The 13,434-nt window shown below is 64.4% G+C and carries 13 protein-coding genes; 10 read left to right on the top strand and 3 right to left on the bottom strand.

What is annotated here, in order from left to right; all coding sequences use genetic code 11:
* The first annotated feature begins 89 nt into the window (after window positions 1-89).
* The 4 genes from V2B23_RS18330 to V2B23_RS18345 are packed head-to-tail and all read left to right on the top strand — an operon-like array spanning window position 90 to window position 3,241.
* Complete coding sequence (locus V2B23_RS18330) at window positions 90-746, top strand: DUF3043 domain-containing protein (protein ID WP_430951660.1); 657 nt, start codon at window positions 90-92, stop codon at window positions 744-746.
* 2 nt (window positions 747-748) lie between these two features.
* Window positions 749-1,300, top strand: coding sequence for a bifunctional adenosylcobinamide kinase/adenosylcobinamide-phosphate guanylyltransferase (gene cobU / locus V2B23_RS18335; RefSeq protein WP_430951661.1), 552 nt, complete (start codon window positions 749-751; stop codon window positions 1,298-1,300).
* Window positions 1,301-1,331: 31 nt separating this feature from the next.
* Complete coding sequence (cobT, locus tag V2B23_RS18340) at window positions 1,332-2,471, top strand: nicotinate-nucleotide--dimethylbenzimidazole phosphoribosyltransferase (RefSeq protein WP_430951662.1); 1,140 nt, start codon at window positions 1,332-1,334, stop codon at window positions 2,469-2,471.
* Between the two features lie 2 nt (window positions 2,472-2,473).
* Window positions 2,474-3,241: an adenosylcobinamide-GDP ribazoletransferase gene (locus tag V2B23_RS18345; RefSeq protein WP_430951663.1), complete on the top strand. Its 768-nt coding sequence runs from the start codon at window positions 2,474-2,476 to the stop codon at window positions 3,239-3,241.
* Between the two features lie 66 nt (window positions 3,242-3,307).
* Here the strand turns inward: V2B23_RS18345 and V2B23_RS18350 are convergent, their stop codons facing one another.
* Both V2B23_RS18350 and gcvT read right to left on the bottom strand, forming a co-directional pair.
* Window positions 3,308-4,411, bottom strand: a complete 1,104-nt coding sequence (locus V2B23_RS18350) for a branched-chain amino acid aminotransferase (protein ID WP_430951664.1) — start codon at window positions 4,409-4,411, stop codon at window positions 3,308-3,310.
* Window positions 4,412-4,443: 32 nt separating this feature from the next.
* Window positions 4,444-5,544: a glycine cleavage system aminomethyltransferase GcvT gene (gene gcvT / locus V2B23_RS18355; protein ID WP_430951665.1), complete on the bottom strand. Its 1,101-nt coding sequence runs from the start codon at window positions 5,542-5,544 to the stop codon at window positions 4,444-4,446.
* Window positions 5,545-5,678: 134 nt separating this feature from the next.
* On the opposite strand from gcvT, the gene V2B23_RS18360 reads away from it, so the two are divergent.
* Window positions 5,679-7,196 carry a leucyl aminopeptidase gene (locus V2B23_RS18360; protein ID WP_430951666.1) on the top strand — a complete coding sequence of 506 codons (1,518 nt, stop codon included), beginning with the start codon at window positions 5,679-5,681 and terminating at the stop codon, window positions 7,194-7,196.
* 56 nt (window positions 7,197-7,252) lie between these two features.
* Here the strand turns inward: V2B23_RS18360 and V2B23_RS18365 are convergent, their stop codons facing one another.
* Window positions 7,253-7,603 carry an oxidoreductase gene (locus tag V2B23_RS18365; RefSeq protein ID WP_430951667.1) on the bottom strand — a complete coding sequence of 117 codons (351 nt, stop codon included), beginning with the start codon at window positions 7,601-7,603 and terminating at the stop codon, window positions 7,253-7,255.
* A 355-nt stretch (window positions 7,604-7,958) separates the two neighbouring features.
* Between V2B23_RS18365 and sucB the strand changes: the two genes are divergently transcribed.
* From sucB to V2B23_RS18390, 5 genes are all read left to right on the top strand, one after another.
* The gene (gene sucB / locus V2B23_RS18370; RefSeq protein WP_430951668.1) at window positions 7,959-9,707 is read left to right on the top strand and encodes a 2-oxoglutarate dehydrogenase, E2 component, dihydrolipoamide succinyltransferase; all 1,749 of its coding nucleotides are present in this window, start codon (window positions 7,959-7,961) and stop codon (window positions 9,705-9,707) included.
* Window positions 9,708-9,815: 108 nt separating this feature from the next.
* Window positions 9,816-10,703 carry a TIGR01777 family oxidoreductase gene (locus V2B23_RS18375; RefSeq protein ID WP_430951669.1) on the top strand — a complete coding sequence of 296 codons (888 nt, stop codon included), beginning with the start codon at window positions 9,816-9,818 and terminating at the stop codon, window positions 10,701-10,703.
* Between the two features lie 29 nt (window positions 10,704-10,732).
* Window positions 10,733-11,494, top strand: coding sequence for a lipoyl(octanoyl) transferase LipB (gene lipB, locus V2B23_RS18380; protein WP_430951670.1), 762 nt, complete (start codon window positions 10,733-10,735; stop codon window positions 11,492-11,494).
* A 50-nt stretch (window positions 11,495-11,544) separates the two neighbouring features.
* On the top strand, window positions 11,545-12,555 hold the full coding sequence (gene lipA / locus V2B23_RS18385; RefSeq protein WP_378661632.1) for a lipoyl synthase: 1,011 nt from the start codon (window positions 11,545-11,547) through the stop codon (window positions 12,553-12,555).
* Between the two features lie 76 nt (window positions 12,556-12,631).
* Window positions 12,632-13,387 (top strand): DUF4191 domain-containing protein, encoded by a 756-nt coding sequence (locus V2B23_RS18390; protein WP_138869149.1) that lies wholly within the window; start codon window positions 12,632-12,634, stop codon window positions 13,385-13,387.
* Window positions 13,388-13,434: the final 47 nt, after the last annotated feature.

Here is a 13,434-nt window from a genome sequence, read left to right on the forward strand (position 1 = left end):
AGGGCGGTCGATGTCGCCGATGTTTCACAATCAGCAGAAATACCGAGGTCGGTTTCCCAGAGGACGCACTTATCCAATAGCCTGGAGGGGTGAAATTGCTACGCCGCGGTGACTCAGACAACTCCGACAAAAATGACGTCGAGGTCACTGAGGCGTCCTCAGCCTCTGACGAGGTGTCCACCGAGCAGGTGGGCAAGGGTCGCCCCACACCCAAGCGTCGCGACGCCGAAGCCAAGAAGCGTGGACCGGTCGCGCCCGCTCCGTTGACGTCCAAGGAAGCTCGCGCACGCCGAAAAGCGACACGCGGCTCCAAGGAAGAGCGCAAGGTCGAAGCTGCCGAGCGCCGTGCATCGTCGGCAGACCGTCGCGCGCGCATGCTCGCCGGCGAAGACAAGTACCTCCTCCCCCGCGACAAGGGACCCGTCCGCGCGTATGTTCGCGACTTCATCGACGCCCGTCGCAACCTCGTCGGCCTGTTCATGCCACTGGCCCTCGTCCTGATCATGACGATGTTCGTGACCCCGCAGCTGCAGGCGATCGTCACCCTTGCCATGCTCGTGATGATGCTGTTCATGGTCGGTGAAGGCATCTGGCTCGGACGCATGATCAACAACCGCGTCGCGGAGCGCTTCCCCGACAGCACCGATGGCGGATTCAAGCTCGGTTGGTACGCGTTTGTCCGCGCGTCGCAGATCCGCAAGCTTCGCGCGCCGAAGCCCCGCGTGGGACCCGGCGACGCAATCTGAGCGTGTCGAACCCTGTCAGAACTCTGGTCCTCGGCGGCGCGCGGTCTGGTAAGTCCGCGCACGCCGAGGCTTTGTTTTCTCCCGGATCGCCGGTTCGCTACGTCGCCACAGCTCGGCGTGACCACACCGACACCGACTGGGAAAACCGCATCGACCAGCACCGCATCCGGCGGCCGGCGCACTGGTCGACTGTCGAGACCGCGGCTGACGGTGATCTGGACCGCACGCTCCGCTACGACAATTCGGCGGACACCCTGGTCGACGACCTTGGTACGTGGTTGACCGGCGAATTCGATCGACGCGATGCCTGGGATGCGCCACGCGGCACCATCACACCCGCGGTGGATGCACTGATCGAGAGTGTGCGCGACTACCGCGGATCACTGGTCCTGGTCAGCCCGGAAGTTGGTTTGGCCGTCATCCCGGAAACCCGATCGGGCCGGTTGTTCCGCGACGAAATCGGCTCGCTCAATGCCCGCGTCGCAGCGGTGTGCGATCGTGTTGTGCTGGTTGTCGCAGGACTACCACTCGTCTTGAAAGAGCCCTCAGCGTGAAAATTACTGTTGCACAACCGGAAGGCACGAAGTGAGCACCGAAGCGAACTCCACCAGTAGCGCGGCTGTCAGTAGCGCGGAGTTCGAGCCGGTTACCCCGCCGGATCGCGACGTTCGGGCGCTCGCCGATGCTCGCCAGCTCGACCTCACCAAGCCTGCCGGATCGCTGGGCCGGTTGGAGGCACTGGCCGGCTGGGCTGCAGCCTGCCAAGGCGTTTGTCCCCCACATGCTTTCGTCCGTCCCCGCGTGGTCGTCTTCGCCGGTGACCACGGCATCGCCCGCAACGGCGTCTCTGCCTACCCGCCTGAAGTGACAGCGCAGATGGTTGCCAACTTCCTCGGCGGCGGCGCAGCGGTAAACGTACTCGCCGAGGTTGCCGGCGCCAGTGTGCGCGTTGTCGACATCGCCGTGGAAGTGGATACCGATCCCGCGGTCTCGAACTACAAGGTTCGACGCTCCTCCGGTTCGATCGATCGCGAAGACGCCCTCACCCATGACGAAACTCTGCAGGCCATCGCAGCCGGCCGAGCTATTGCGGACGAGGAAATCGACGGCGGCGCAGATCTTCTCATTGCCGGCGACATGGGAATCGGCAACACGACACCCGCCACGGTACTGATCGCGGCCCTGACGGACACAGAGCCTGTCGCAGCAGTCGGCCGCGGCACCGGCATCGACGACGCAGGCTGGATCCGCAAGACGGCGGCGATCCGTGACGCACTGCGCCGCGCCCGGCCTCACGTCCGCGATACCGTCGCACTGCTGCGAACGGTGTCCGGCGCAGATCTTGCCGCAATGGCCGGCTTCCTCGCCCAGGCAGCGTCGCGTCGCACTCCCGTCATCCTTGACGGCGTTGTGGTGACCGCTGCGGCCATGGCTGCCGACGAGTTGGCATTCGGCGCCCGGGACTGGTGGGTGGCCGGACACCGCTCCACCGAACCCGCACACACCATTGCCTTGACGCGCATGGGACTGACGCCGATCGTCGAATTTGACATGCGACTCGGCGAAGGCTCCGGCGCAGTGACAGCGCTGCCGATCCTGCAGGGCGCGGTGGCGATCCTCGCGAAGATGGCTACGTTCAGCGAAGCCGGCGTCAGCACCGAGGGCAGCAAACCCGCCGATGAACCCGATTCGATCGATCTCACCAAGACAGACACGGCGGACTGACCATGGCCGGCGCGCTTTCCGGTGTGCCACTGGCATTTTCCTGGCTGACGGTACTGCCGGTACGCGGTCCGTCGAACATCGACCGCTCGGCCGGCCGGCGCGCTATCGCAGCGGCGCCCCTCACCGGGATCGCACTCGGAGCCTTTGCCGTCGCACTCTTGTGGGGCGCGACCAGCATCGGCCTCAACCCCTATCTTGCTGGCCTACTGACCGTAGGGGCGCTCGCACTGGGAACCCGTGGCATGCACGTCGACGGCCTCACCGACACTGTCGACGGTTTGGGGTGCTACGGCCCACCTGAGCGAGCCCGAGAGGTCATGCACAGTGGCGGCGCGGGGCCGTTCGGGGTGGCCGCGCTGTTCATATTCCTTGGGCTGCAAGCAGTATCGTTCGGGGTGCTGGCAGCGGCAGACTCCCCGCCGCACTGGGCCGGCGTGGTCGTCGCCGTCGCTGCCGGCCGAGTTGCCGTCGTCTTTGCTTGCCGCCGAGGGATTCCCGCGTCGGCCGCCACCGGATTCGGTGCACTGGTTGCCGATTCGCAGCCGTGGTGGGCCGCTGCCGTATGGACCGCTCCCCTGATTGCCGCATCGATTCTGGTGACAGATCGATGGTGGCTCGGACCACTTGTCGCCGTCGTTGCGCTACTGATCAGCGTTGCCTGCGTGCGTCATTGCGTCCGCCGGTTCGGCGGCCTCAACGGCGATGTCCTCGGATTTACGCTGGAATTAACCGTCACGATCACTGCCGTCGGGCTAACTCTCGGAATCTGAACCATCGCAGCGCGCGACGAGATTACGGCGTTTCTTCTGCCGCCGTCTCGCCGCGCGAGCCAATGACTAGTAAAGCTTGGTCATCCAGCCGTGGGTGTCGGCAAACGTGCCACGCTGAATGCCGGTGAGGGTGTCACGCAGCGCCATGGTGACCTCGCCAGGCTCGCCGTCGGCGATGGTGAATTCACCCTCGGCGGATTTGACGCGACCGACCGGTGTGATGACTGCCGCTGTGCCGCAAGCGAATACCTCGGTGATCTCGCCGCTCTTGCACTTGGTGCGCCACTCGTCGGTGCTGATCTTGCGCTCTTCGACGGCAAAGCCCGAGTCGGCTGCCAGTGTCAGCAGTGAATTACGGGTGATACCGGGCAACAACGAACCCGAGAGCGACGGAGTGACGAGGCGTGCATCGGGGCCGGAACCGAAGACGAAGAACAGGTTCATACCGCCCATTTCCTCGACGTAGGTGCGCTCGATGGCGTCGAGCCACACCACCTGGTCGCAGCCTTCGTCAGCAGCCTGTGCCTGGGCAAGGAGTGAAGCCGCGTAGTTGCCCGCGAACTTGGCTGCGCCCGTTCCGCCGGGTGCAGCGCGCACGTATTCGGTGGACAGCCACACACTGACCGGCTTGACGCCACGCGGGAAGTACGCGCCAGCGGGTGATGCGATCAGCAGGTAGCGGTATTCCATGGCGGGACGCACACCGAGGCCGGCTTCGGTCGAGAACATGAACGGACGCAGGTACAGGGCGTCTTCGCCGCCGGCTGCCGGAACCCACTCGATGTCGACGTCGACCAACTCGGTGATGGAGTCCACGAACATCTCGGTCGGCAACTCGGGCATCGCGAGGCGACGGGCCGAAGCCCCGAACCGCTCGGCGTTGGCCTCGACGCGGAAGGAGCTGATGTCGCCGCTCGGCTGGCGGTAGGCCTTGAGCCCTTCGAAGATGGCCTGACCGTAGTGCAGGACCATTGCCGCTGGGTCGAGCTCGATGTTTCCATACGGCAACACCTGAGCGTTGTGCCAGCCTTTGCCCTCGACGTAATCGATGGAGACCATGTGATCGGTGAAGTACTTCCCGAAACCGGGCGCCGCCAAGATGTCGCGGCGCTCGGCGTCGGACTTCGGGGTCGAACTCTGGACACGAACGAAATTGGCGGCACCAGTCATGGCCGCAATCCTATCGAACGCGCACAATCCCCTTACTTGGTGCTGGTCTCCACAAACGGCGGCGACACGACAACACACCGAAGCGCACGTCCGCGGACGTCGACCTCGATCTCGTCACCGGCCGCGATTCCCACACCGGAATCGAGGAGCGCCAACGCAATTCCGACCTTGAGCGTCGGCGAGAACGTTCCGGACGTGGTCTCCCCGACGGGTTCGCCGTCTCGCAGAACACTCAGTCCCGCACGGAGCACACCGCGGTCGAGTGCCTTGATACCCCACAACTTGCGCGCCGGACCGGCAGCCTTCTCGTCGACCAGGGTTTCCTTGCCCCAGAACGTGGGCTTCTTCCAGCCGACAGCCCATCCGCAGCGAGCTTCGAGGGGCGAGATTTCGAGCGAAAGCTCATGCCCGTGCAGCGGATAGCCCATCTCGGTTCGCAGTGTGTCGCGCGCGCCGAGCCCGGCGGCCTGCCCACCCTGAGCCTCGACAACCTCGAGAAGCGCGCGGAACAGCGGTTCGCTGTCGGCCCAGCGCGGCAGAAGTTCGTAGCCGACCTCACCTGTGTAGCCACTGCGGCACACGCGAACCGGAACACCATTCCACTGCGCATCCTCGAACGCCATGTACTCGATGTCGGTAGGCAAGCCAAGCGCAGTCAGAACGTCAACGGACTTCGGACCCTGCACGGCGAGCACGCCGTACTCACGATGCTGATCTTCGACGGTGATTCCGTCCGGCGCGAGCGCCACCATCGCTGCGACAACATCTGCAGTGTTTGCCGCATTCGGCACGAGGAAGATCTCCTCGTCACTGACGTAGTAGACGATCAAATCGTCGATGACGCCACCGGACTCGTTGCAGCACAACGTGTATTGCGCCTTGCCCGGACCGATCTTGCCCAAATCGTTGGTCAGCGCCGAGTTCACGAACGCCGCAGCACCGGTGCCGCGCACCACGGCCTTGCCCAGGTGACTGACGTCGAACAGGCCGACATTCTCACGGACAGAAGTGTGTTCGGCTACGACGCCGGAGTACGACACCGGCATCTGCCAGCCACCGAACGGGGCAAACGTCGCACCCAGTTCGACGTGCACAGCGTGGATCGGACCCTGCAAGAGTTGTTCGTCGGTCATGGCCCACAACCTATCGGACTTCCGTCGCCGAAACATGTTCGCCGCAGACACGCACCGACGCACTCTGGGCCTACCATCAACTCAGGCGTCCGCCCGAACCGGACGCATCGCACACTCACCACGCAGGAGACATCTTGAGCACTCGCACAGCCCGATCATTGGGACCCGACCTGGTTCTCGCCGGCAAGCTCGGCAAGCGCGCCGACGTATTGGTGGTCGGTCTCACATCGGGTCCCGACGGCCCCGAACTCGCACTCAGCGAAGGCATCGTCGACGAGGATGTTCTGGCCGAAGTACTCGACAGCCTCATCGCCGTCGGCGCCACGGGCAAGCCGGAGCAGCTCACTCGAATCCCCGCGCCGAGTGATCTCCCCGTGGTCAGTGTTCTCGCGGTCGGCCTCGGTTCGGCCGAGAAGCTGGGTAGCGAGCAGATCCGTAAGTCGGCTGGTGCCGCTGCACGCGCATTGTCGGGAATCGACACCGCAGCGACGACGCTGTCCGTCCTCGATCTCGCCGCCGCAGCCGAAGGATTTGCGCTCGGCGCGTACACCTTCACCGAGTTCAAGTCGTCGAAGTCCGCGCCCGGACCCGACGCGCAACCCCTCGCCCGCGTCGAACTCCTCGTCACGTCGCCGCGCGCCAAGGAAACCAAAGCAACTCTGACGCGTTCGGCCGCTATCGCCGAAGCAGTCGCAACCGCACGCGAATTCGTCAACACTCCCCCCAGCCATCTCTACCCGGCAGAGTTCGCGGACCGCGCCAAGGCACTCGGCGTCGACGCCGGTCTGACGGTTCAGATTCTGGACGAGAAGGCACTCGCCAAGGGCGGCTACGGCGGAATCCTCGGCGTCGGCAAGGGATCGTCACGCCAGCCGCGTCTCGTCCGGATGGAGTACGCGTCGAAGAAGCGCGGCGCGTCCAAGGTTGCGCTCGTCGGCAAGGGCATCACGTTCGACACCGGTGGAATCTCCATCAAGCCGGCCGCAGGCATGGAGAACATGACCTCGGACATGGGCGGCGCAGCGGCCGTCATCGCGACCGTGGTTCTCGCCGCGAAGCTCGGCCTGCCCGTCAATGTCGTCGCTTACATCCCGATGGCGGAGAACATGCCGTCGGCCACCGCGCAGCGTCCCGGTGACGTGCTGACCCAGTACGGCGGAATCACCGTCGAGGTCATCAACACCGACGCAGAGGGTCGCTTGGTTCTCGCCGACGCCATGGTTCGCGCCGGCGAAGACAACCCCGATTACATGATCGACACCGCCACTCTGACCGGTGCGCAGATGGTCGCCCTCGGCAACCGCACTCCCGGTGTCATGGGGACCGACGAATTCCGTGACCGTGTTGCATCCATCTCGCAGAGCATCGGCGAGAACGCCTGGGCGATGCCGCTGCCGGAGGAACTGCGCGGCGACCTCGATTCCAAGGTTGCCGACATGGCGAACGTCACTCCCCACCGGTGGGGCGGCATGCTGGCGGCGGCTCACTACCTGAAGGAATTCGTTCCCGAGGGCGTGCAGTGGGCGCACATCGACGTTGCCGGCCCGGCCTACAACACCGCCGGTCCGTGGGGTTACACGGGCAAGGGCGGCACGGGTGTTCCGGTTCGCACGATGATCTCGGTCCTCGAGGACATTTCGGTCAACGGCTGATCCCTTTGCTGTGCGCCTTTGTCATCCGCCCGCGGTGGACAAAGGCGCACAGCAAGTCAGCTCCCGTCCCGCAATTCCTGCGTGCGAGCGCGTTTACGTTCGATGCGCAGACGCTCGTCGTGATCGCGCATGCGCTGCGGATATCCCGTTTTACGGACGTCGTACACGGGAATTTTCAGGTCCAGACCAAGTTTGCGGGCACCACGCTCACCGCCTACCCGGCGACGCGTCCATTCCCCGGACTTGTCGACCAGGACAACGGTGACCTCGGTGACTGTTGTTTCCGGCTCCACGAAGGCTTCGACGCCTTCGTGCGCATGAGCCCAGTTGGCCAGGTGCTCTGCGTCGCTCTGGGCTGCCAGTTGCCCTGCACTGGGTCGGCGTTTGAATCGATCGAACAACCCCACGCGTGGATCCCTCCTCGGTGCCGAGACCGCGGAAGAACCCCGGCCGTATGTCAAGTTTGCCAGCATTCAACTGCTGTCACCGGCACAAGACATACCGTTTGGTCCCATACGCGCGTTACATGCTGGACCTACTGACGAGTAGCGACACACCGAAACCCGGTGGCATCCCCCTCAGCGGACGCGCCCGGCGTATCAATGGAAAGATGAACGACGGTGACGCCGCGCCCGCGCGTCGACATCGGCACAAAATAGCTACAAGTAGCCGCACGTCGCGCGCAACTCGAGCACAATGCACTAACGACCACAAGTCGACAAATAAAACAACCCGAACACAACTGTCGAGGAGTCAAAAGACATGGCCTTCTCCGTCCAGATGCCAGCCCTAGGTGAGAGCGTCACCGAAGGAACTGTCACACGGTGGCTCAAGCAGGAAGGAGACACGGTCGAAGTCGACGAACCCTTGCTCGAAGTCTCCACGGACAAGGTCGACACCGAGATTCCATCTCCGGTCGCCGGCGTCCTGACCAAGATTGTCGCGCAAGAAGACGACACCGTGGATATCGGTGGCGAGCTCGCTGTCATCGGCGAAGCTGGTGAAGCACCCGCAGCAGAAGCACCGGCACCCGCCGCTGAAGAGCCGGCCGCAGAGGCGCCCGCAGAAGAAGCAGCCCCCGCGCCCGCAGCAGAAGCACCGGCAGCCGCCCCCAGCAACGGAGCCGAAGGCACCCCCGTGACGATGCCCGCCCTCGGCGAGTCTGTCACCGAAGGAACCGTCACCCGTTGGCTCAAGGCCGTGGGCGACGAAGTTGCCGTCGACGAACCGCTTCTCGAAGTTTCCACCGACAAGGTCGACACGGAGATCCCGTCGCCTGTTGCCGGAATTCTTCTCGAGATCAGCGCCAACGAGGACGACACCGTAGACATCGGTGGCCAGCTGGCTGTTATCGGATCCGGCGCTCCCGCAGCCGCAGCACCGGCAGCACCGGCAGCTCCCTCAGCACCAGCACCGGCACCTGCAGCCCCCGCCGCTCCCGCACCCAAGGTCGAAGCACCGGCAGCAGCGCCCGCACCCAAGGCTGAAGCACCAGCTCCGGCAGCCCCGGCAGCTACGGCTCCCGCAGCCGCTCCGGCTGCCCCCGCAGCATCGGGTGACAGCAGCCCGTACGTCACCCCGCTGGTCCGCAAGCTTGCCAACGACAACGGCGTCGACCTCGCCACTGTCACCGGCACCGGCGTCGGTGGACGCATCCGTAAGCAGGATGTCCTTGCCGCCGCAGAAGCCAAGAAGGCTCCGGCCGCCGCTGCCCCGGCAGCACCCGCCGCTGCTGCAGCCGCTCCGGCAGCCAAGGCCACTGCAGGCGTCCGCCCCGAGCTGGCTCATCTGCGCGGAACAACGCAGAAGGCCAACCGGATCCGCCAGATCACGGCCACCAAGACGCGTGAATCGCTGCAGACCACCGCGCAGCTCACGCAGACCTTCGAGGTGGATGTCACCAAGATCGTCGCGTTGCGTGCCCGTGCAAAGGCCGGCTTCATCGAGCGTGAAGGCGTCAACCTGACGTTCCTCCCGTTCTTCGCCAAGGCTGTTGTCGAGGCGTTGAAGTCGCACCCCAACATCAATGCCAGCTACGACGAGACGGCAAAGCAGATCACGTACTACGACTCCGAGCACCTCGGAATCGCAGTCGACACCGATCAGGGCCTGCTGTCCCCCGTCATCCACAATGCCGGTGACCTCGGCTTGGCCGGCTTGGCTCGCGCCATCGCGGACATCGCGAAGCGCGCACGCTCGGGCGGTCTGAAGCCGGACGAGCTGTCGGGTGGAACGTTCACGATCACCAACATCGGCAGCCAGGGCGCGCTGTTCGACACCCCGATCCTGGTCCCGCCGCAGGCAGCCATGCTCGGAACCGGCGCGATTGTGAAGCGTCCGATGGTGGTCACCGACGAAAACGGCAACGAGTCCATCGGCGTTCGTTCGATGATCTACTTGCCGCTGACCTACGATCACCGTCTGGTGGACGGCGCCGACGCCGGCCGATTCCTCACCACTGTCAAGCAGCGGTTGGAAGAAGCCTCGTTCGAAGCTGACCTGGGTCTGTAAGCAACTGTTGTTCCGGCCGGGGCGTCATCTCCATCAGGAGGTGGCGCCCCGGCTTTTTCAGTACGGTCGGAGTGAGAACCCCGCTGGATCGAAGGAGGCATTTTCCGAATGCGAGTAGTCGTCGCCGGTTCGTCCGGTCTGATCGGAACGGCCTTGGTGTCCTCGTTACGCTCCGACAACCACGATGTGGTGCGTCTGGTGCGTCGCCCGACCACCGGTCCCGACGAGTCCCGATGGGACCCCAATCGTGACCGCCTCGACACGTCGGTGCTGCAAGGCGCCGATGCCGTCGTCAACCTCTGTGGCGTCGGAATCGGCGACAAACGGTGGTCCGGTTCCTACAAGCAGGAAATTCGTGACAGTCGCATCAGTGCGACAGACGTGTTGGCCGACGCCGTCGCGACGGCAAAGATTCCAGTTCTCGCCAATGCCAGCGCTGTTGGCTACTACGGCGATACCGGGGACCGCATCGTCGACGAAGATTCCCCCGCCGGCACCGACTTTCTCGCGACGACGTGTCGTGACTGGGAACTCGCCACCGAACCGGCCCGCAAAGGCGGCGCTCGGGTGGTGAACCTGCGGTCGGGTGTCGTCCTGTCGCCGCATGGCGGAATGCTCGGGCGTCTGCGTCGGATCTACTCACTCGGCCTCGGTGGACGGTTGGGCAACGGCCGACAGTACTTTCCGTGGATATCACTCGAAGACGAGTGCAACGCAATCAAATTCGCCCTCACCAATCCCGCACTCTCCGGTCCCGTCAATCTGACCGGACCGGCACCGGTCACCAATGCACAGTTCAACGACGCGATGTCGCGGATCATGCATCGCCCGGCGCCGTGGATCGTGCCGGGGTTCGCCCTCGAAGCTCTGATCGGCGAGTTCGCGAAAAGTGGCGTCCTGGGTGGCCAACGCGCTATACCGTCGGCGCTCGAAAATGCAGGATTCACGTTCCGCCACAACACAATCGGCGAAGCGCTGGTGGCCGCACTGAACTGACTTCGCAATCGGGCGTAATCTCTAGTGCCATGAGTAGCGCTGCCGGATCCGCACGATTGTCGCAACTGCCGATCGCCGTCGACAATCTCGGATTGATCGACTACACAGCGGCATGGGATCGCCAGCGTGAATTGGCTGCGGATCGTGCGGACAACATCGGACAGGACAGGCTGCTCTTGCTCGAGCATCCTGCGGTGTACACGGCGGGGCGACGCACGGAACCCGCAGATCGTCCTGTCGACGGCACTCCTGTCATCGATGTCGATCGCGGCGGAAAGATCACGTGGCACGGACCAGGTCAGCTGGTCGGGTACCCGATCGTGAAGCTCGCCGAACCCGTCGACGTCGTGCGGTATGTCCGACTCATCGAGGAAGCGCTGACCACTGTCTGCACCGACATGGGCGTGACCTGTGGCCGAATCGACGGCCGTTCAGGTGTGTGGCTGCCCGCTGAACTGTCCGGCGGCCAGTGGAAGCCCGAACGCAAGGTTGCCGCCATCGGCGTGCGCGTCCAACGCGGCGTCGCGCTGCACGGTTTTGCGCTGAACTGCAACTCGGTCCTGACCGGATTCGACAACATCATTCCGTGCGGCATCCGAGACGCGGGAGTGACGACGCTGTCGCAGGAACTCGACCGAGACGTCACCGTCGCCGAGGTCACTCCCGCGGTCACCGAAGCGATCATCGCTGCCCTGGACGGCAACCTGCCCGTCACGGTGCGCGACATCGAGCGAGTCACCTTCGAGAAAGCTTCGCCTACCCCGACTTTTACTACCGTTCAGTACAGCTGACAGGCTCGCCCGAACCCCGTTGCAGTAATCACCGAGCGTAGGATCGTCCCGTGACTATCGCCCCAGAAGGACGTAAGCTGCTCCGCCTCGAGATCCGAAACGCGGAGACGCCCATCGAACGCAAACCCAACTGGATCAAGACCCGCGCAAAGATGGGCCCGGAGTACTCGGAGCTCAAGGGCCTGGTCAAGCGCGAAGGTTTGCACACCGTCTGCGAAGAAGCAGGCTGCCCCAACATCTACGAATGCTGGGAAGACCGCGAAGCTACCTTCCTCATCGGCGGTGAGCAGTGCACCCGCCGCTGCGACTTCTGCCAGATCGACACCGGCAAGCCCGAGGCCCTCGACCGCGACGAGCCACGCCGCGTCGCCGAAAGCGTTCAGGCCATGGGACTTCGATACTCCACGATCACCGGCGTCGCCCGCGACGACCTCCCCGACGGCGGCGCCTGGCTCTACGCCGAAACAGTCCGCAAGATCCACGAACTCAACCCGGGCACCGGCGTCGAGAACCTGGTGCCGGACTTCAACGGCAAGCCTGAACTTCTCGACGAGGTCTTCGCATCGCGTCCCGAGGTACTCGCACACAACCTCGAGACCGTCCCCCGCATCTTCAAGCGCATCCGCCCGGCCTTCCGCTACCAGCGCAGCCTCGACGTCATCACCGCCGCCCGCGAGTACGGACTGGTCACCAAGTCCAACCTCATCCTCGGCATGGGCGAAACCCCCGAAGAGGTCACCGAAGCGATGGCCGATCTGCACGCTGCCGGTTGCGACATCCTCACCATCACCCAGTACCTGCGCCCCTCACCGCGGCACCACCCCGTCGAGCGGTGGGTCAAGCCCGAAGAGTTCGTCGAACACTCCAAAGCCGCAGAAGAAATGGGCTTCGCCGGCGTCATGGCCGGGCCGCTGGTTCGCTCGTCGTACCGCGCCGGCCGCCTGTACGCGCAGGCCATGGCCCATCACGGCCGCGAACTTCCCGAGGCGCAGCGCCATCTGACCGAGGGCGGAGACGCTTCCCAGGAAGCCAGCTCGCTCATGGCGCGCCTGAATCGCTGATCCACTTTTTGCTGTGCGCCTTTATTAACCGCGGGCGGTTAGTAAAGGCGCACAGCAATGGACGTATCCTGGGTACATGGCGAACGGCAGCAAATCCGGTAAGGGCAAACCCACCAAAGAGGCAAAGGCTGCAGCGAAGGCTGCCCGCAAGCAGGCTTCCAAGGAACGCAGAACTCAGCTCTGGCAGGCATTCCAGATGCAGCGCAAGGACGACAAGCTCCTTCTGCCGCTGATGATCGGCACCCTGGTGGGCGCTGCTCTGGTCTTCTTCCTGGTCGGTCTCATCTGGGGCATCGAGTGGTTCCTGCTGCCCATCGGCCTCGTTCTCGGCATTCTCGGTGCCTTCATCATCTTCGGTCGCCGCGTGCAGAAATCGGTGTACAAGAAGGCTGAAGGCCAGGCCGGCGCGGCTGCCTGGGCGCTGGACAACATGCAGGGCGCGTGGCGCGTCACCAACGCCGTCGCCGGCACCACCCAGCTCGACGCCGTTCACCGTGTCGTCGGACGGCCGGGCGTCATCCTCGTCGCCGAGGGTTCTCCGCAGCGCGTCAAGGGCCTCCTCGCTCAGGAGAAGAAGAAGACAGCCCGCCTCATCGGCGACACCCCGATCTACGACATCATCATCGGCAACGACGAGGGCCAGGTTCCGCTCTCGCAGCTGCAGCGTTACCTGAACAAGCTGCCGCGCAACATCGACACCAAGCGCATGGACAACATCGAGGGCCGCCTCGCTGCATTGAGCGCACGCGGCGGCGGAGCAGCCTTGCCGAAGGGCCCGATGCCCGGCGGCGCAAAGATGAAGGGCATGCAGCGCACGATTCGTCGCCGCTGATTCCGCCCGTACAAAAATGACCCGAGTCCGTCATGGACTCGGGTCAT

Source organism: Rhodococcus sp. 24CO, assembly GCF_050586165.1.
Classification (GTDB): domain Bacteria; phylum Actinomycetota; class Actinomycetes; order Mycobacteriales; family Mycobacteriaceae; genus Rhodococcus_F.